The organism is Novosphingobium gossypii, assembly GCF_050433305.1.
In the GTDB taxonomy this organism is placed as follows: Bacteria; Pseudomonadota; Alphaproteobacteria; order Sphingomonadales; family Sphingomonadaceae; genus Novosphingobium; species Novosphingobium gossypii.
The window spans coordinates 58735-77261 of the sequence record NZ_JBNPXM010000012.1; the positions used below are offsets into that span (position 1 = coordinate 58735).

General features: G+C 66.2%; 21 protein-coding genes. 9 read left to right on the forward strand and 12 right to left on the reverse strand.

Annotation, left to right across the window (positions count from 1 at the left end; genetic code table 11):
* Nucleotides 1–27: 27 nt before the first annotated feature.
* From pabB to arfB, 4 genes are read left to right on the forward strand one after another with little or no spacing between them, the layout of a single operon-like run.
* Nucleotides 28–1821 carry an aminodeoxychorismate synthase component I gene (pabB, locus tag GGR40_RS18345; RefSeq protein WP_429277697.1) on the forward strand — a complete coding sequence of 598 codons (1794 nt, stop codon included), beginning with the start codon at nt 28–30 and terminating at the stop codon, nt 1819–1821.
* A 12-nt stretch (nt 1822–1833) separates the two neighbouring features.
* Entirely contained in the window at nt 1834–3000 is a 1167-nt protein-coding gene (locus tag GGR40_RS18350; protein ID WP_429277698.1) for a pyridoxal phosphate-dependent aminotransferase, read from the forward strand.
* 59 nt (nt 3001–3059) lie between these two features.
* Nucleotides 3060–3746 (forward strand): RluA family pseudouridine synthase, encoded by a 687-nt coding sequence (locus GGR40_RS18355; RefSeq protein WP_429277766.1) that lies wholly within the window; start codon nt 3060–3062, stop codon nt 3744–3746.
* Complete coding sequence (gene arfB / locus GGR40_RS18360; protein ID WP_429277699.1) at nt 3743–4159, forward strand: alternative ribosome rescue aminoacyl-tRNA hydrolase ArfB; 417 nt, start codon at nt 3743–3745, stop codon at nt 4157–4159. Before GGR40_RS18355 ends, arfB begins: the two co-directional genes overlap by 4 nt.
* A gap of 2 nt (nt 4160–4161) precedes the next feature.
* On the opposite strand, the gene GGR40_RS18365 is transcribed toward arfB, so the two are convergent.
* From GGR40_RS18365 to dksA, 5 genes are all read right to left on the reverse strand, one after another.
* The gene (locus GGR40_RS18365; RefSeq protein WP_429277700.1) at nt 4162–4362 is read right to left on the reverse strand and encodes a hypothetical protein; all 201 of its coding nucleotides are present in this window, start codon (nt 4360–4362) and stop codon (nt 4162–4164) included.
* Between the two features lie 25 nt (nt 4363–4387).
* Nucleotides 4388–4777: a DUF4112 domain-containing protein gene (locus tag GGR40_RS18370; protein WP_429277701.1), complete on the reverse strand. Its 390-nt coding sequence runs from the start codon at nt 4775–4777 to the stop codon at nt 4388–4390.
* 75 nt (nt 4778–4852) lie between these two features.
* A complete protein-coding gene (locus GGR40_RS18375; RefSeq protein WP_429277702.1) occupies nt 4853–6382 on the reverse strand; it encodes an ABC transporter substrate-binding protein in 1530 nt (509 codons plus the stop codon).
* 87 nt (nt 6383–6469) lie between these two features.
* A complete protein-coding gene (locus tag GGR40_RS18380) occupies nt 6470–6910 on the reverse strand; it encodes a PilZ domain-containing protein (protein WP_429277703.1) in 441 nt (146 codons plus the stop codon).
* 195 nt (nt 6911–7105) lie between these two features.
* On the reverse strand, nt 7106–7564 hold the full coding sequence (dksA, locus tag GGR40_RS18385; RefSeq protein ID WP_103096581.1) for an RNA polymerase-binding protein DksA: 459 nt from the start codon (nt 7562–7564) through the stop codon (nt 7106–7108).
* A gap of 324 nt (nt 7565–7888) precedes the next feature.
* On the opposite strand from dksA, the gene GGR40_RS18390 reads away from it, so the two are divergent.
* On the forward strand, nt 7889–8224 hold the full coding sequence (locus GGR40_RS18390) for an SEL1-like repeat protein (protein WP_429277704.1): 336 nt from the start codon (nt 7889–7891) through the stop codon (nt 8222–8224).
* A gap of 761 nt (nt 8225–8985) precedes the next feature.
* On the opposite strand, the gene GGR40_RS18395 is transcribed toward GGR40_RS18390, so the two are convergent.
* From GGR40_RS18395 to GGR40_RS18415, 5 genes are read right to left on the reverse strand one after another with little or no spacing between them, the layout of a single operon-like run.
* Complete coding sequence (locus tag GGR40_RS18395; protein ID WP_429277705.1) at nt 8986–10122, reverse strand: GNAT family N-acetyltransferase; 1137 nt, start codon at nt 10120–10122, stop codon at nt 8986–8988.
* Nucleotides 10119–10901 carry a glycerophosphodiester phosphodiesterase family protein gene (locus tag GGR40_RS18400; protein ID WP_429277706.1) on the reverse strand — a complete coding sequence of 261 codons (783 nt, stop codon included), beginning with the start codon at nt 10899–10901 and terminating at the stop codon, nt 10119–10121. Before GGR40_RS18400 ends, GGR40_RS18395 begins: the two co-directional genes overlap by 4 nt.
* Nucleotides 10882–11346, reverse strand: coding sequence for a RidA family protein (locus tag GGR40_RS18405; protein WP_429277707.1), 465 nt, complete (start codon nt 11344–11346; stop codon nt 10882–10884). Before GGR40_RS18405 ends, GGR40_RS18400 begins: the two co-directional genes overlap by 20 nt.
* The gene (locus GGR40_RS18410; protein ID WP_429277708.1) at nt 11330–11980 is read right to left on the reverse strand and encodes an HAD family hydrolase; all 651 of its coding nucleotides are present in this window, start codon (nt 11978–11980) and stop codon (nt 11330–11332) included. The genes GGR40_RS18405 and GGR40_RS18410 overlap by 17 nt, the downstream gene beginning before the upstream one ends.
* Nucleotides 11977–12318, reverse strand: coding sequence for a DUF3572 domain-containing protein (locus tag GGR40_RS18415; RefSeq protein WP_429277709.1), 342 nt, complete (start codon nt 12316–12318; stop codon nt 11977–11979). Before GGR40_RS18415 ends, GGR40_RS18410 begins: the two co-directional genes overlap by 4 nt.
* Between GGR40_RS18415 and GGR40_RS18420 the strand changes: the two genes are divergently transcribed.
* The 4 genes from GGR40_RS18420 to GGR40_RS18435 all read left to right on the forward strand — a co-directional run bounded on the left by GGR40_RS18420 (nt 12312) and on the right by GGR40_RS18435 (nt 15979).
* Nucleotides 12312–12674, forward strand: coding sequence for a response regulator (locus GGR40_RS18420; RefSeq protein WP_429277710.1), 363 nt, complete (start codon nt 12312–12314; stop codon nt 12672–12674). The genes GGR40_RS18415 and GGR40_RS18420 overlap by 7 nt on opposite strands.
* A gap of 184 nt (nt 12675–12858) precedes the next feature.
* On the forward strand, nt 12859–13098 hold the full coding sequence (locus GGR40_RS18425) for an acyl carrier protein (protein ID WP_429277711.1): 240 nt from the start codon (nt 12859–12861) through the stop codon (nt 13096–13098).
* A 5-nt stretch (nt 13099–13103) separates the two neighbouring features.
* Entirely contained in the window at nt 13104–14336 is a 1233-nt protein-coding gene (gene spt, locus GGR40_RS18430; protein ID WP_429277712.1) for a serine palmitoyltransferase, read from the forward strand.
* A gap of 158 nt (nt 14337–14494) precedes the next feature.
* A complete protein-coding gene (locus GGR40_RS18435; protein WP_429277713.1) occupies nt 14495–15979 on the forward strand; it encodes a PQQ-dependent sugar dehydrogenase in 1485 nt (494 codons plus the stop codon).
* Nucleotides 15980–16080: 101 nt separating this feature from the next.
* Here the strand turns inward: GGR40_RS18435 and yihA are convergent, their stop codons facing one another.
* Together yihA and yidC are read right to left on the reverse strand one after the other, a co-directional pair.
* Nucleotides 16081–16722, reverse strand: a complete 642-nt coding sequence (gene yihA / locus GGR40_RS18440; RefSeq protein WP_429277714.1) for a ribosome biogenesis GTP-binding protein YihA/YsxC — start codon at nt 16720–16722, stop codon at nt 16081–16083.
* An 11-nt stretch (nt 16723–16733) separates the two neighbouring features.
* On the reverse strand, nt 16734–18500 hold the full coding sequence (gene yidC / locus GGR40_RS18445) for a membrane protein insertase YidC (RefSeq protein ID WP_429277715.1): 1767 nt from the start codon (nt 18498–18500) through the stop codon (nt 16734–16736).
* Nucleotides 18501–18527: the final 27 nt, after the last annotated feature.

An 18527-nucleotide genomic window follows, 5' to 3' on the forward strand; every position in this document is an offset into this window, starting at 1 on the left:
ACACCCGCTAAAGCCCGCCGCGATCCTATGACCGAACCCTTCGTCCTCCTTGATGACGCCCGCAAAAACGGAGCCGATGCGCGCCTGTACCGGGCCCCTCGCGAAATCGTAACGGCGCGGCGTGGCGAGGACGTGGCCCCTGCGCTGGACCGCCTGCAGGCGCTCACCCGCGAAGGGCTGCACGTCGCCGGATACCTGACCTACGAAGCCGGCTTTGCCCTTGAACCGCGCCTTGCCGGGCGCCTGCCAGACACCGGTGCGCCACTGCTGTGGTTCGGCGCGTTCGACGGCTATGAAGGGATCGCGCGCGCGGAAATGCCGCAATGGCTAGCCGCCCACGCCAAACCCGAGCGCCCTGCCATCGGCCCGCTGGAACCGCAGGTCGACCTTGGCGGCTACCAACGGGCCTTCGCCGCGATCCACGGTGCGATCCGGGCGGGCGACATCTATCAGGCCAACCTCACCCTGCCGCTTGCCGGTCCGTGGAGCGGCGATCCGCTGGCGCTGTACGCCGCGCTGCGTCCCCGCGCGGCGGCGGGCTATGGCGCGGTGATTCACGACGGCGCGCGCTGGCACCTCAGCTTCTCGCCCGAACTGTTCTTCACGCTTCACGGACGCGAAGTGGAAGTGCGCCCGATGAAGGGCACCCGCCCGCGCGGCCGCACGGCGGCAGAAGACGCCGCCTTCGCCGCCGACCTCGCCGCCAGCGCCAAGGACCGGGCCGAGAACCTCATGATCCTCGACCTCATGCGCAACGACCTTTCGCGCGTGGCGCAGGCGGGCAGCGTCCGGGTGGAAGATCCTTTCGCCATCGAAAGCTATCCCACCGTCCACCAGATGGTCTCCACCGTGCGCGCCACGCTGCCGCCGGAACGCGGCGCGGTGGACCTGCTGCGCGCGCTGTTTCCCTGCGGTTCGATCACCGGCGCGCCCAAGATCCGGGCCATGGAACTGATCGACGAGGTGGAATTGGCACCGCGTGGGCTCTATTGCGGTTCCATCGGCCATGTCGAACCCTCTGGCGATGCGGCGTTCAATGTGGCAATTCGCACACTTCGACTGGACCGTGACGGGCGTGCAACGTTAGGGGTCGGGTCCGCGGTGGTCGCGGATTCGCAAGCGCTTCCCGAATGGCGGGAATGCCTGGTCAAAGGGGGTTTCGTGCGAGAGTCGCAAGTGCAGGTTGCCGAAAACGTCGTGTCGCCTGCCAGCTTCGATCTGATCGAGACGATGCGCTTCACGCCCGAGGACGGCATCGCGCTTCTCGACCTGCACCTGCAACGCATATCCGCCAGCGCCGCCGCGCTGGGCTTCGGGTTCGACCGGCACGCGGTGCGCAACGCCATCCAGGCCCTGTGCTTCGAGGCGGATGCCCCGTCTAAACTGCGCCTGCTGATCGGGCGCAGTGGCGCCTATTCGCTGGAACTGACCGCGCTTCCCCCGGCGCTGCCCGATCCGGTCACCGTGGCGGTGCTGCCCCTGCCGGTGGACAGCGGCGACTGGCGGCTGGCGCACAAGACCACCGACCGGGGCTTCTACGAGCGTGGCCTTGAAGTGGCCCGCGCGCATGGCGCCGACGAGGCGATCCTGCTGCGCGACGACGGTCTGGTCACCGAAGGCTGCTTCACCAACATCTTCGTCGAGCGCGGCGGTGCCCTGCTGACCCCGCCCGCCACGCTGGGCCTGCTGCCCGGCGTGCTGCGCCGTTCCCTGCTGGAACAGGGCAGCGCGGTGGAAGCGGAGCTGACGCTGGACGATCTGGCCGCCGGGTTCCTCATCGGCAACGCCTTGCGCGGGCTGGTCCCGGCGCGGCTGTTCTAAGGAATCGGCATAATGCACCTGTCCACCGCCCTTGCCCGCATCGCCCCGTCGCAGACCACGGCGATGACCGACCGCGCCACCCAGCTTCGCGAAGCCGGGCGCGACATCATCTCGCTGTCCGTGGGCGAACCCGATTTCGCCACGCCGCCGCATGTGCTGGACGCCGCAAAGGCCGCGCTCGACGGTGGGCAGACGAAGTATACCCCCGTCGGCGGCACCTCGCGCCTGAAGGAAGCCGCCGCGCTGCACTTCGCACGCGATCTGGGCATCGAAACGCCATCGTCGCAGGTCACGGTCAGCGCGGGCGGCAAGCAGGCGATCTTCCACGCGATGCTGGCGACCCTGAGTGACGGCGACGAAGTCATCGTCCCGGCGCCGTGGTGGGTCAGCTACCCCGAAATCGTGCGCTTCGCGGGCGGCAAGGTGGTGCCGCTGCTCACTCGCGCCAAGGACAACTTCCGTTTCACCGCCGCCGACCTCGAGGCGCAGATCGGGCCGCGCACGCTGTGGGTGCTGCTCAATAGCCCCGGCAACCCGACCGGCGCCTGCCTGCCCGCCGAGACGCTGCTGGCCATCGGCGAAGTGCTGCGCCACCACCCGCGCGTAATGGTGCTGTCAGACGATATCTATGCGCCGATCAACTACACAGGCGGCCCTCACGCCACGCTGGGGAACCTGTGCCCGGACCTTGCCGACCGCATCCTGACCGTATCGGGCGTGTCCAAGAGCCATGCGATGACCGGCTTTCGCATCGGTGTGGCCACCGGTCCGGAATGGCTGATCAGGGCGATGGAGCGGCTGCAGTCGCACTCTTCGGGCAACCCCTGCTCGATCAGCCAGGCCGCCGCCGTCGCCGCGTTCGAGGGGCCGCAGGACTTCCTTGCCGACTGGTGCGAACGCTTCCGCGCCCGGCGCGACCTGGTAGTGGCCGCGATCAACGCCATCCCCGGGCTGTCGACGCCGGTGCCGGACGGCGCGTTCTACTGCATGGTCGATGCCGCCCCGCTGATGGACCGCTTCGGCGACGATGCCGCGCTGGCGCTCCACCTGCTGGACCACGGCGTGGCGATCGTGCCCGCATCGGCGTTCGGCAGCCGCGACGGCTTCCGCATCAGCTTTGCAGCGGACGAGGCGAAGCTGGTCGAGGCCTGCTCGCGGATCGCGGCGGCAGTGGCGTAAGCTCGCGCCGGAAAAAACCCGTGTTTGCTGCCCGCAACGGCACGACGAAAGAGATTATGATGCAACTGGAAATCCTCTTCGAAGACGGCGAAGCGCTGGTCATCGACAAGCCCGCCGGCCTTCCGCTGGATCGTCCCCGTGCCGGTGGCCCCTGCCTTGAAGACCGGCTGGACGAACTCAAGCTGGGCTTCCAGCGCGAACCGTTCCCCGTCCACCGCCTTGACCGCGATACGTCGGGCTGCCTGCTGCTGGCGCGCAATCCCAAGGCGCTCAAGCGCTTCGCCTCTGCCTTCGAGGAGCGCGTGGTGGAAAAGCGCTACCTTGGCATCGTGGCCGGTGAAGTCGCGGACGAGGAAGGCACCATCGCGCTCAACCTGTCGAAAGTCAGCACCGTGAAGGACGGCTGGCGCATGATCCCGGCCCGCAAGGGCAAGCCCGCCGTCACCCACTGGCGCAGGCTGGATGTGCGAGGCGGCCTGACGCTGGTGGAGTTCCGCCCCGAAACCGGCCGCACCCACCAGATCCGCGTCCATGCCGCGTCGGGCCTGGGCTTCCCGCTGCTGGGCGATCCGGTGTATGGCAGCAAGAGCGGCGCCCCGCGCACGATGCTCCACGCAGCAGGGCTGACCGTGCCGCGCGGCGAGAAGGAGCCCATCGTTGCCGTGGCACCGCTGCCCCGCGATTTCGCCGCATTCGGCTTCACCGATGCCGCGCCACAGGTCTCGCCCGAATCCCCTGATGAATGAGCGACCTTGAGGCCACGATAAGCCGGGCGCAGGCGCTGGCGAGCGAGAGCTTCATCGCCTCTACCGGCCCAGGCGGCCAGAACGTCAACAAGGTCGCCACGGCGGTGCAGTTGCGCCTCGACGTCTACGCCCTGCGTCTGATCCCGCCGGTCTTCGCGCGGGTGAAGGAACTGGCGGGCAGCCGCATGACGTCGCGCGGGGAACTGGTCCTCACCGCCCGCCGCTTTCGCACGCAGGAAGCCAACCGTGCCGACGCCCGCGAACGGCTGGCCGAACTGCTGACCGAAGCGCACAAGCTGCCGGAAAAACGCGCCAAGAGCCGCCTCAACCGCGTAGGCAAGGAACAGCGCCTGAAGGGCAAGAAGCTGCGCGGCTCGGTCAAGGCCGGGCGCGGCAGGGTCAGCTTCGACTGACGTTACCGCTCCGGCTTCGGCGTGTCCGTCCCCGTCACCGAAGCGGGCGGGCGCCGTTCGTCCAGCATCGCCGCAGCCTGATCCAGCGCGCGCGCTTCGCCCATGGTCACGCCTCCGGGACCGGGCGCGGTATCGGGCTTGGAGCACGCGGTAATGAGCAAAGCGGGCGCCAGCGCCGCAGGGATCAGGATCAGCCTCTTCATCGCCGCCGTCATAGCGCAGCGCGCGTCAGGCGTCGATGATGCGCGTGTGCGGATGGTGCTTGTCCAGATGCTTGCGGATGATCTTCAGGTTGCGGGTGTTCGACCGGAACAGGAAGTCCAGCACGTCACCTGCAATCGGCACCGCGCCCACCAGCGTATCGAACCCGACATTGGCGGTCATCCGCGCCAGCTGCCACTTCGACATGCCCAGGTTGCGCGCTTCCCAGACGAGGTAAAGCCCCAGCGCCGCGCCCACCAGATCGCCCGCCACAGGGACGAGGCCGACGATGGCGTCCAGCCCCACAGGGCGGTTGATGCCGGGTACGGTGACGGCGCGTTCCAGCACGCGCTCCAGCGCTTCCACGCGGCGGCGGATGGCGACGGGGTCGTTGCCCAGCGGCAGATCGTATTCCATGCGTCGCGCGGATTGCGGTCCTGTCGCCACGGCTTGCCCTCTCGTCCAGACGCGGCTCCGATGCGCCGCACTGCCTTATTTGGGAAGCCAGGCCAACGGCATCAAGGGATGCCACCCCCAGGCATTGGGGGAGAATCCGCTGACGCTGCCGCGCACCAGCGACCAGCGGATGGGCGTGCCGAAGGGGATGAAGACGTTGGCCGTCGTCAGCTCCGTTTCCGCCTGCGTCAGCAGCGCGGCGCGTTCCGCTGGCGTGGGGGCGATGGCAGCCGCAGCGACGTGGGCATCCGCCTCCGGCGAGCACAGGCCGTTCCTCCCACTGCATGACAGGCGGTTGAGGTACCAGCCCGCGCGCGGATAACCCGCGACATCGTCGACCAGCACAAGATCCGCCCCCGACTTACCTGCTTCGGGCTTACCCTCCGCCCGGTCCAGCGCGATGCCGATGGCAGCAAAATCCGCCGCCAGCCGGTTGAACAGCACGGTCGAGCCGCCACCCTCAGGCAGCCACAGGCTCAGCCGCACCGGCCCACCCGCATCCGGCCTGCCTTGCCAAGCCCGCACCCGGGCCACGCCGACGGCACGGCGCTGCTCCAGCGTCTGCCCGGCCCAACGCTCGCCGATGGTGCCCAGATCGCCGTCAAGGCTGGGCGTCACCACGCGTGTGGTCGCCTGCCAGCCGCCGACACCGAACGGCGCCATCAGGCCCTCACGGTCGACAGCCATCGCCAGCGCCTCGCGGTTGGCCGGATCGCCAAGGAACCCGTCGCTCCGCATCACGCGCAGGCCGAACAGGCCGACGACCGGGTCGATCTGGATGGTCCCGCGCAGGATGCCTACGGAGCGAGTCAGCGCGAAATCCTGAAGCCGCCCGCCCAGCACCAGATCCACGCTGCCGTCGTTGAACGCGGCCACCGCCCGGCTGCCGGGGAGTTCACGCATTCGTACCGGGCGGGTGCGGCGATCCCAGTTCTCGATCGGCGGCAGGCCCAGCTGTGCAGGATCGATGGCGGAAAGCGTCGCGACGCCTCCGGCTCGCACCACGGTCATCGAGCCGGTCCCCCGCCCCCGGTGGATCAGGCCCAGTTCCGGCTGGGCCAGCAACTGCAGCAAGTAGGGCATGGGGCGGGCGAGGCGAACCTCGATCACCCGACCCGCCATGGCGCGCACTTCGTCGATCCCCTCCAGATCGGCGGCAAGCGCCTGCCGTTCGGGAGAGCGGGAATCGGCGAGCGCCTCGCGCGCGGCGTTGAAGGCACGGCGGGCGGTGTCGGCGGTGATGGGATCGCCATTGGCCCAGTGGCCGTCACGCAGGCGGAAGATGTAGCTCTGGCCGTCATCGGTCACGATCCAGCGGTCGGCCAGCGCGGGGATCACCCGCCCGGCATCGTCGAACGCCACCAGCCCTTCCACCGTGGAGGCGCGCAACAGCATTGCCGCAGTGGCGCGGTCGTCCTTGCCCTGCCCGGTGCTTTCGACGACCGCGACATCGAGGGGAGAATTGTCATAGCGGCTGCAGGACGCCAGCGTGAGCATCAACGCGGGCGCAAGTATCAGGCCGGAGGGGATGGCCGGCAGCCGCATGGCTTTGCGCTTCGACAGCATGACACCGAAGTAGCCGTTTTCACGCCGCCGTCCAGCGCGCCCGGCAAATTTCCGGCTCGCTGACTAACCGCCGACCGGGCCTTGTCGTCAGATCTTGCGCATCACCGACGTGTCTGACGATTGCGCCCCGTAGTTACGCAGGTAATCAGGCGCCGTGTGCTCCACCCTTGCGGCAGGCGCGCCTGGCTGATCGCCGGTCGCGCTACCGGCTTGTCCGCGGGCCATGCGCGGGTCGATGTCTTCGCGGAAGGCGACGCCGAAGCGGTTGTCCTGAACCCAGGCCACCGACCCTTCGACCCAGCCGATATTGCGGATGTTCACGGAAACCACGGTGCCGCGCACGACGCGCACGGTGCCTTCGCCCATCATGCCGCCGGCCGACAGGTTGCGGACCTTGATGCGGAAATCGCCGTCGAGACCGTCCACGCGAAGGTCAGCCATGAGGAACAGGCTGTCGCGCGCGAGCTGCCGATTGTCACCTTGGTTCATGCGATAGTCGTCCGGGCGTTCGTCACTGCACGTCATCATCGTGCCGCCAATGCACGAAAATTACCGTGCCGCGAAAGCGATTCCTAGCCCACAATGGCAAACAAAGGCTTAATGTCCCGGCTCCGGACAGTTTCGCAAAGCCCGCTTGACGCCGATTCAGGCACGGCTCGGCCTGCCCCCGCGCACGATGCGCCGGGACAGGCCAGTCAGTGTCGTCAGCCAGCTAAGCCGGCGTCAGTCGTCGCGGGATACCTTTTCGCGCCGTTCGTGCGCTTCCTGCGCTTCCACCGTCATCGTCGCGATCGGACGGGCTTCCAGCCGGCCCAGGCCGATCGGTTCGCCGGTCACTTCGCAGTAGCCGTATTCGCCCTCTTCGATGCGGCGCATGGCCGAATCGATCTTGGCGATCAGCTTGCGCTGACGGTCGCGGGTGCGCAGTTCGATGCCCCAGTCAGTCTCGCTGGAAGCGCGATCGTTGAGGTCGGGTTCGCGAATCGGACCATCCTGCAGCTGCTGCAACGTACCCGCTGCGGCATCCAGAATGGACTTCTTCCACGCGAGAAGCAGCTTGCGGAAATAATCCTGCTGCGACTCATTCATGTATTCTTCGTTCGGTTCGGAAATGTAGGCGCCGCCAATTGCACGTTTTGCCTTGGCGAGAACATCGATTTCGTCAGCTAGGGCCGTTGCCATCCAGAGAAACTCCGCAGTGCTTCCACGGATCGCCAACGCCCTGCAGTCCCGGATTTTTTCCGGCAACCGTACAACGATCCGCAGTTGACGCGGCCTATAAGTCGGCGCTCTTCACCGCACAAGCGGATAAGCGCGGCCTTCGAAGATTTATGAACGGGTTTGTCGGAAGTGACACAAAGTTAATCCGGGCGCCGGATCTGCGCGCAAGCAGCATTAACCATTTCTTGATCGGCCTGGTCCAGATTCGCCATATCAAACGCACGGGCCATTGCAAACGATTGAGGTCCACGCGGTCACAACCTTTTCAAGGGCACGGGGATTACGATGGAAACTGTCTGCATTAACCAGGATCTGGCCGCACCTGCCGCCGCGAACGACTTTGCCGGAGACATGCTGATCGCCGAAGCGCTGGCATCTGCCGCGCGGGGCGACGCTTCGGCCTACTTCGACCTCGGCGTCGCGTTCTCGACAGGCAGCCATGGCGCGGCCTGCGACCTTGTCGAGGCGCACAAGTGGTTCAACCTTGCCGCCGTAGGCGGGCACGGGGAAGCCGCCGTCTGCCGCGCCGAAGTGGCCGACGACATGACCGCCCGCGAGATAGCCGAAGCCCAGCGCCGCGCGCGCCAGTGGCTGGGCGCGGGCCTGCGCAAGGCGGCCTGACCTTCCGGCTGTGCGGGGGAGTTACGTTTTTCTTCGCTGCGTTGCCGCTTCACCGTTACCCCACACCCCCGTCACCCTGAACTTGTTTCAGAGTACATCGGGCGGTCAGTGCCGGAGTGTGGTGTCACCGGCGGCGCTGTCGGTTTGCTGTTCCACGCTTCGGGTGAGACTGCACAATGGACCCTGAAACAAGTTCAGGGTGACGAAGTATGGCGTGATGGGACAGCGTACCGACGGCACGACCATGCACCCGCTGGCGAGTGCGGGCATAACGCCAGGGGTAAGAACGCGGACGGGTGCGGTCGGCGCGTGTTGGGTCGCCGGCGTCAGGCGACAGTGCCGGGTGCTGCCTTCGTATGCGAATGGTCGAAGGAGGGGCAGACCAGCTTGGATCACTCTTCCGACACGGCCCTTCGGTGCGCGGGGATGATGGTGCGGGCTCGCGTCCTTGCCATCGACCCTGGAGGCATACCTCCGGTTCATCCGCGCATCCGGTAGTGTGGCTTTGTCCGGAGTTCCACGACCGGACGCCGACCGCGTGCGAGGATGAGGAGCATCAGCTACACGCCCTCGCCCCGCCGCTGCTGGAGCATATAACCTAAATGGTTATTAAAGTCAAGGTGCCGGTTCAAACTGCGTCATCCCAGTGACAGCTGGGATCGCTGGCTGTGAACAGCCCACCTCGGGTCAGGGCGTTTTAACGCGGGCTGGGCTTGGCCCGGCCAGCGATCCCGGCTTTCGCCCGGATGACGGCACGGCCATCAATCTTCCCTGAATGGCGAATGCCCGTCGAGATCGGTCTGCTGCTCGGCGATGCCGGCGCGTTCCTGTTCGAGGTAGTCGGCGATGGCGGCGCGCAGGCCGTCGTGGATGATGTAGTGAGCCGAAACTGTGCGCACCGGTTCGTACCCGCGCGCCAGCTTGTGGCCGCCCTGCGCGCCGGCCTCCACGCGCTTCAGGCCCAGCCGGATCGCGGCGTCGATCGCCTGGTAATAGCACAGTTCGAAGTGCAGGAACGGCTTGTCGACCACCGCGCCCCAGTACCGACCGTAAAGCGCCTCATCGCCGATGAAGTTCAGCGCTCCGGCCACCGGCTCCCCGTCGATATAGGCCAGCACCAGCAGGATGCGGTCGGCCATGGTCTGGCCCAGCAGGGTGAACGCCTCACGCGTGAGGTAGGGGCGGCCCCATTTGCGCGCGCCGGTGTCCTGATAGAAGTCCCAGAACGCGTCCCAGTGCGCCTCGGTGATGTCCGCGCCGGTCAGCGAGCGGATATCGACGCCATCTTGCGCCTTCTCACGCTCCTTGCGCAGATCCTTGCGCTTGCGAGACGACAGCGCGCCCAGAAATTCGTCGAAGCTGGCGTAGCCGCGGTTCTCCCAGTGGAACTGGATATCTTCGCGCAGGAGCCATCCGGCCTGTTCGAACACCGGCACCTGCGCGGGTTCGATGAAGGTCGCGTGGGCAGAGGACAGGCCGTTGTCGCGGCACAGCGTCTCTGCCGCGCGCAGCAGGGGCAGCATCAGTTCGGGATGAGGCGTCAGCAGGCGCGGGCCGGTGGCCGGGGTGAAGGGCACCGCGATCTGCAGCTTGGGGTAATATTCGCCCCCCGCCCGGTGCCAGGCATCGGCCCAGGCATGGTCGAAGACGTATTCGCCCTGCGAATGCTGCTTGAGATAGGCCGGAAGCGCGGCGGCAAGAGTGCCGTCGGGTCCGTCGATCACCAGCGGCAGAGGGGTCCAGCCGCTGCGCCCGCCGACGCTGCCCGAACTTTCCATGGCGGTGAGGAAGGCGTGGCTGACGAAGGGATTACCGCCATCTGTCAGCGCATCCCACTGATCGGCGGGCAGGTCGCCCACGGCACCCAGCAGGCGGGCGGTGAATGTGCCCTCGCTCACGCAGTCCCTTCGACGATCTCGAAGATCGCGGCGTCGGCGTGGGCGGCGGCGCGTTCGTCATGCTCGGGTTCGCGCACGGTCCAGGTGGCGACCGGCAGCCCCCGGCGGCGCTGGGCGGCGGCGAAGCGGCTTGGCAGGTCGCGCACGTCGTAGGCGAGGAAATCGGGCCGGGCGTGCCACAGCCACAGGCGGCGGCGGATCTTGCCGGCAAGCGCGCGGTCCTCCCCCTCCGACACGATCAGCCCGCGCACGGTGTGCGGCGAATGGCGCCAGTACCAACGCGAAACGCGCGGGTCGAAGCTCATCACCGCGTGCTGGCCGGTATACCCTTCGAGCACGCGGCGCACCGCCAGGCACAACGCCGCGATGCGCGTCCTGCGATCCGACTTGATCTCTATCAGCACCGGAACTCTGCCGCCGATCTGGGCCAGAACCTGCCGCAGGGTGGGGATCGTCTCGGCGGTGCCGGCCCCTCCTGCAAGTTTCAGGGTGATCGCGCCAAGCTGGGCGGCGCTGCGGCGCTCGGTAGGGCCGGTTTCACCGGTCAGGCGGTCCAGCGTATCGTCGTGGAAGACCACCGGCTGCCCGTCGCTGGAACGCTGCACGTCCAGTTCGATGCCGTTGCCCGCCGCGATCGCCCTTGCAAAGGCCGCGCGCGAGTTCTCCGGCACGCCGGAACCGTGCAGCCCGCGATGGGCATAGTCCTGCGCCCCGATCCACACCACCTTGCGCGGATCGGGTGCAGGCGAACGCCAGCGATCAAGCAGGGCGAACGGCAACGATGGCGTCCACTTCGACGGCGGCGCCCAGCGGCAGGACCGGCACGCCGACCGCGCTGCGCGCATGTTTGCCCGCATCGCCGAACACCGCGACCATCAGTTCGGAAGCGCCGTTGATGACCTTGGGCTGGTCAGTGAAATCGCCGGTCGAGTTGACGAAGCCGCCCAGCTTAACGATCCGCTCCACCCGGTCGAGCGAGCCGAGCGCGGCCTTCAGCTGCGCCAGGATCATCACGCCGCAAGCCTGCGCCGCTTCGGTGCCCGCCTCGATGCTGACGTCTTCTCCCAGACGGCCGGTGACGAGCTTGCCGCCGACGAACGGCAACTGGCCCGAAACGTGCGCAAGGCCGCCCGTCTCTACCACGGCGACATAGGCGGCCACCGGTGCTGCGGCTTCGGGCAGGGTCAGGCCGAGTTCGGCCAGGCGGTCATCGATCTTGCTCATGGAATTCCTTCTCTTCGCAGGTCAGGCTGTTCACCAGCCAGGGAAGCGCGGTCTTCCAATCGTCGATCCGCGCATGGGCGTGGCCAAGCTGGAGGGCGCACTTGATGTTGGGGGCGATCTTCGGTTCGCCGCACAGGTGCAGGCGGCGGACATGGGGCGACACCTCGAAGACGGAGCCGTGGTGCTGCGACAGGTCGTCGATGAAGACGGCGCGGCTGGGCTGGTATTCGTCCAGGATCGCCTGAAGCGCCGGGCCCTTCGGCCCCTGATTGGTGAACACCCGCAGCGGCATGCCGTGTTCGACCAGCTGCGCCTCGCGCGCTTCGCGGCGAAAGTCCATGAGGTTGGTCAGCACCACCACGTCGGCATGTTCGCGGATCGCGGCGATCGCCTCCACCGCGCCCTCGATCGGGGTCTGGCGGTGCATCTGCGAATCGAAGAAGCCGTTGAGCAGCGCCCACATCTCCGCCTGTTCCAGCGGCACGTCGCTGCCGATCCGGCGCATCGCCTTGTAGAACTCGCCGTTCTCGATATCGAAATCGACGCCCTCTTCCTCGGCCAGCCAGTCGCGGAAGTGCTTTATCATGTGCAGCAGCACTTCGTCGCAGTCGGTGATGAGCAGCGGTTTCGTCACGCGCCCAGCCTCCGCCGCGCGGCGACCATGGTCTCGGGCGGCACCCCCAACGCATCGGCGGCGGCCAGAAGGTCCGGCTCGTGCGAGCACAGAAAGTCCAACACCGCCCCCAGCGTGCCCGGTTCGCCCAGCGACGCGCGCAGTTCCTCAGGGGTCAGGCCGGTCAGCGCCAGAAAGCGCTCTGCCCGGTCCTGATCGGCGAGCACCCAGCCCAGCGCGTTGAGGGCCAGGGCCTGCGGGTCGGATGGGGATGAGGGTTCTCGAAGAATTGTAAGTCTCGCTCGGAGGGCATAGGAGGGGTCCAACACCCAGATGGTCATCAGGGCTTCGAATGGCAAAGCGAATCCTCGTTGTCGAGGACAACGATCTCAACCGGAAGCTGTTTTGCGACGTGCTTCGCAGTCAGGGCTATGCGGTGGAGCCCTGCGCCGACGGCCTCGACGCGCTCGACCGGGCGCGGCAGTTCGTGCCCAATCTGGTCATCATGGACATTCAGCTGCCCAACGTCTCGGGCCTCGACCTGATAGAGGCGGCGAAGAACGATCCGGTGCTGCGCTCCATCCCGGTGCTGGCGGTGACCGCCTACGCCGGCAAGGGCGACGAGGAACGCATCCGCGAGGCCGGGGCGGAAGGGTATCTGGCGAAACCAGTGTCGATCGGCCCGTTCATGCAGGCGGTGCGGGCGCTGGTTTAAGCGCAGGCAGAAGGCAGTTCCGCGCGGGCCTCAGCAAGTTGAGGGTGACAGCGGGCAACACCATAACGCTCTCCCCCACCGAGGCGGATTGCGCTACACCCCGCTTGACATGTAGCCCCCGCGCCGCTTTTGCGCCGCAATTCCCGGCCAGAGAGCCGCCCGACGCATTCGGAGACACATACCCATGGACCGCGCAGAGACTTCGGCCCGCATCGCCGCCCTGATCGAACCCTTCAACAAGAAGGGCGTCGAAGTGACGGACGCCACCCGCTTCACCGACGATCTGGAATTCGACAGCCTGACGGTGATGGACTTCGTCGCCGCGATCGAGGACGAATTCGACATCATCATCTCGATGAACCAGCAGGCCGAGATCGAGAACTACGGCCAGCTCGTCGATGCGGTCGTGAAGCTGCAGGCTTGAGCGCGATGACTGAGACCGTCAAAACGACCGAAACTTCCGGCGACCTGTTCAGCAAGTTCGACCCGCTGATCAAGATGCGCGCCGACCTGCTCTCCACCGGCGTGACCGATCCGTTCAACATGGTCATGGAAAAGGTGATCTCGCCCACCGTGGCCCTGTGCAACGGACGCGAGACGATCCTGCTGGGCACCTACAACTACATGGGCATGACCTTCGACCCCGACGTGATCGCGGCGGGCAAGCAGGCGCTTGACGATTTCGGCTCGGGCACCACCGGCAGCCGCGTGCTGAACGGGACGTATGCGGGCCACAAGGCGGTCGAGGAGGCGCTATGCGACTTCTACGACATGAAACACGCCATGGTGTTCTCCACCGGCTATCAAGCCAATCTGGGCATCATCTCCACCATCGCCGGCAAGGGCGACTACATCGTCCTCGACATCGACAGCCACGCCTCCATCTGGGACGGCTGCAAGATGGGCGACGCCGAAGTCGTGCCGTTCAAGCACAACGACATCGAGGCGATGGAAAAGCGCCTGCGCCGTATTCCCGAGGGCGCGGGCAAGCTGGTGATCCTCGAAGGCGTCTATTCCATGCTGGGCGACATTGCCCCGCTGAAGGAAATGGTCGCCGTCGCGAAGAAGTACGGCGCCATGGTGCTGGTGGACGAAGCGCATTCTATGGGCTTCATCGGTCCCAACGGGCGCGGCGTGGCAGAGGAGCAGGGCTGCCTCGACGACGTGGACTTCGTGATCGGCACGTTCTCCAAGTCGGTCGGCACCGTCGGCGGCTTCTGCGTCTCGAACCATCCCAAGTTCGAGATCATGCGCCTTGTCTGCCGCCCCTACGTGTTCACCGCCAGCCTGCCGCCCAGCGTCGTGGCCACCGCGACCACCTCGATCCGCAAGCTGATGAACGCGGGCGAAAAGCGCGCGCACCTGTGGGAAAGCTCGCGCACGCTGCACAAGGGGCTGACGGACGCCGGCTTCCAGCTGGGCACCACCGAGCCGCAGAGCGCGATCATCTCGGTCATCATGCCCGATCTGGAACGCGGCGCGATGATGTGGGAAGCGCTGCTGCGCGAAGGGCTCTACGTCAACCTGGCCCGCCCGCCGGCAACCCCGGCCAACATGACCCTGCTGCGCTGCTCGCTGTGCGCCGAGCATTCGGCAGAACAGGTCCAGCAGATCATCGGCATGTTCACGCGCGCGGGAACCGCGGTCGGCATCATCGGCTGACGGTTCGGCACTGCCGGACAGGCATCAAGGGCGCGTCGCTTCGGCGGCGCGCCTTTTTCATGACTGTCATCAAACCGTCATGGTAGCGCGCCAGCACTGACCCCGAGCATCTTTTAAAACGGGGCAATTACAATATGTTAACATGGGGAGCTCGCGGCGTGCTGCGTCGTGGCTTGGGGATGGCCGCGTCGTCGGTCCTGCCGGTCGCACTGGCAGCATGTGGCGGCGGCGATGGCGATTCCGGCAATTCCGGTACCGCCAACAGCGCGCCGGTGTTTTCCTCGTCGGCCAGCGCGTCCGTTGCCGAGAACACCACTGCCGCATACCAGGCAGGCGCCAGCGATGCGCAGGGCGATGCGGTGACCTATTCCATCGCGGGTGGCGCCGATGCCGCCGCCTTCGCCATGGGCACCGGGGGCGCGCTGACGTTCGTGACCGCACCCAATTACGACCTGCCGACCGACGCCAACGGCGATAACGTCTATCAGGTCACGCTGCAGGCCAGCGACGGCAAGGCAAGCAGCACGCTGGCGGTATCGATCACTGTCACCAACAGCCGCGAAGGCATTCGCGTCCAGCGCATGGCGCAGATGGACGGAGCTGTCGCCATCGCCAGCTTCGAGGAAGCGGGCATCGAAGGCTCTCCCAACATGCTGGTCGCTTTTCAGAACGGCGCCATCTTTCATCTGGATCGCGCTGACGGATCGCTGTCGAGCTACGCCCGCATCACCGGTTTCTCGGAGAATTTCAAGGTTCTGGGAATGACGCGCGCCCGCGCGACTGCGGCAGGATCGCGGATGGCCACCTACGTCCTGGCGCAAGACCGAACACAGGTCTGGATGCTGTGCCTGGGGTGTCTCAACAGCCCGACGGCGTCCATCTCGGGGAGAGTGGCCAACATCACTGATGGCAGCCCGGTGGCCATCGGCACCGGACCCGACGGTTTCGCCTATGTCGCCATCGGCGATCTTACCGGCACACATGCGCAGACCGTGCAGAACGACGACCGGCAGGGGAAGCTCTACCGCTACTCGATGGATCCCGATCCCTACGCCGGCGCATCCTTGCCCGAAGACTTCTTCATCCGGCGGCTCATCGGGCTGGGCCTGCGGGCGCCAACCGGTATCGCCGCGATGCCGGGCAGAAGGATGCTGATCTCGGATCGCGGCGAAAGCGGTTTCGATGAGGTATCCCTGGTGTGGCCACAGGAACCGCTCAACTTCGGCTGGCCTTACTACGAAGGTCGGCAGGAGCGCCGCGCCGGCAGTGCCGGACTTTCCGGAATGGTCAGCCCCCAACTGGTCATCGCACACGGATCGGGCCAGCGCCAGAGCCGGGGCATCGTCGGCGGCGTAGCATACGGCGGACCGATCGCAGGCATACGCAACCACTACGTGTTCGCCGACAAGGAGGGCCGCATCTGGTCCATCCCGATCGACAAGCTGATGGCAGCGCCGCTCGATTCGGCTGCGCTGGAAGTGCGCGACGAGGACTTCGCTCCCGATACCGGCAAGATCGATCATCCCATTGCGATGACCGTCGATGCCATGGGTCGCCTCTACATCCTCGATGCCGATGGAGACCTTTTCCAGGTACAGACCGCCGAACAGGGCAGTGTCGTGATCGTTTCACCGAAGCCGTAAGCGCCCGAATCCGATCCCTCGAAAACAAAGGGCCTCGCCGGAATGCCGGAGAGGCCCTTTGTTCATTGTCACCCCGGATCAGGTCCGGTCTGACGGCATTCTCAAAGCTCCGAATCGCCCAGCACGGCGGCGCGCAGTTCCTCGATCCCCATGCCCTTTTCCGAGCTGGTGACGTGGACCACCGGGAAGGCCGCCGGGTGCTTGCGCGCTTCTGCGATGGTGGCGGAGTGGACTGCTTCCAGTTCGCTTGCCTTGATCTTGTCCGCCTTGGTCAGGACAAGGCGATAGCCCACGGCGGCCTGATCCAGCATCTCCATCATGTCCAGATCGACCTGCTTCACGCCGTGGCGCGAATCGATCAGCACCAGCGTGCGCTTGAGCACCACGCGGCCGCGCAGGTAATCGCGCACCAGCCGCCGCCACGTTTCCACCACTTTGGGCGGGGCCTTGGCGAAGCCGTAGCCCGGCATGTCGACAAGCCGGAACTTCAGCGGATCGGCCACGTCGAAGAAGTTCAGCTCCTGCGTGCGGCCCGGCGTCACCGATGCGCGCGCGATGGCCTTGCGGCCCACCAGCGCGTTCACCAGCGACGACTTGCCGACGTTGGACCGGCCCGCGAACGCGATCTCCGGCGCGTCGGGGTCGGGCAGGAACTGCAGCGCGGGGGCCGATTTCAGGAACGTCACCGGTCCGGAAAACAGCTTGCGCGCGCGTTCGGTCAGGTCTTCGATATTTTCGCTCACTCTATCATCACTCACTTGGGACGCGCCGTCGCCCGCGCCTTGTCCGCCGCGTCCTTCTCGGCCTGGGCCTTGAGCTGCGGGTGTCGGCTGTAGAGGAACTTCTGCTGAGCGATCGTCAGCAGGTTCGACGTGATCCAGTAGACCAGCAGGCCCGACGCGAAGGGTGCCATGACGAACATCATGAACCATGGCATCAGCTTGAACACCTGCTGCTGGGCGGGGTCCATCTGCGCGGGATTCAGCTGGAACTGCAGGTACATGGTGATGCCCAGCAGCAGCGCCAGCACGCCGATCGCCAGGAAGCTGGGCGGATCGAAGGGCAGCAGGCCGAACAGGTTCAGGATGTGCAGCGGATCGGGCGCGGACAGATCCTTGATCCACAGCACAAACGGCTGGTGGCGCATCTCGATCGCCAGGATCAGCGTCTTGTAGAGCGCGAAAAACACCGGGATCTGCAGGAACATCGGCAAACAGCCCGCCAGCGGATTTACCTTCTCCTGCTTGTAGAGGGCCATGATCTCCTGCTGCTGCTTCTGCTTGTCGTCCTTGTAGCGTTCCTGGATCGCCTTCATCTTCGGCTGGATAGCGCGCATCGCAGCCATCGAGGCGAACTGGCGCTGGGCGACCGGGAACATGATGCCGCGCACGATCAGCGTCAGCAGGATGATCGCGACGCCGAAGTTGCCGACGAGGCTGAACAGCTTGGTCAGCAGCCAGAAGATCGGCTTCTCGAACCAGCGGAACCAGCCCCAGTCGATGGCGAGGCCGAAGTTGGCGATGCCCTGCGCTTCGTAGGCGTCGAGCACGCCGTGCTCCTTGGCACCGGCAAAGATGCGGGTCGTCACGCTCTGCTGAGTGCGCGGCTGGACGATAGCCTGATCGTAGACGACATCGGCACGGAAGATCTGGTTGCCCAGCGAGCGGAACGTGCTGGTCGCCTTCGCACCCGAGGGGATCAGCGCCGACATCCAGTAGACGTCGGTGAAGCCGATCCAGTCGGTGTTGCCCGCTTCGTTGACGGTGCCGGTCTCGGCCACGTCCTTGTAATTGGTGGCGAAAGTCACCGAACCGTCGAACGCGCCGATCGGACCGGAATGCACGTTCCAGGTGTCGAGGCTAGCGGTCTTCTCGGTCCGGTTGACGACCGCGAAGGGCTTGACCGACACCGCATTGCCGCCTGCATTCGCAACGGTCTGCCTGGCCGTGATGAGGTAGTTCTGGTCGATGGAATAGGTGATGCCGAAGCGCTGGCCGGTGGGATTGGTCCAAGTCAGCGTGACCGGCGTGGTCGGCGTCAGCACCGCGTTGGCGGGCGCAGTCCAGACACGCGGGTTGTTGGTGTCCGGCGTCTCGATGCCCTGCCCGACCCAGCCCAGCTGCGTGAACTGCTGCGCGGGCGTGCCATAAGGCGAGAAGATGCGGACCGGCCCGGAATTCTTCTCCACCGTTTCGCGGTGGCGGTTGATGACCAGATCGTCGATGATCGCGCCGTTCAGGCTGATCGAGCCCGAAAGGCCCGGCGCCTTGATCTTCACACGGCCGGCGGCGGCCAGTTCGGTCGCCAGATCCTTTGCCTCAAGCGAGCGGTCGGCAGCGTCGATCAGCCCGCCTTCACGCGTGGGTTTGCCGGGCTTGGTCGCGTTTTCCGCGCCGCCCGCCGCGACGGTCTGCGTCGGCGTCTTGGCTTGCGGATAGAAATAGCCGACCCCGGCCTCCCAGCCGAAAAGCACGAGCGCGGTCAACAGGACCGCGAGGATGATGTTACGCTGGTTTTCCACGAAAGCCTGTTTCCTGCTCGTATTCCG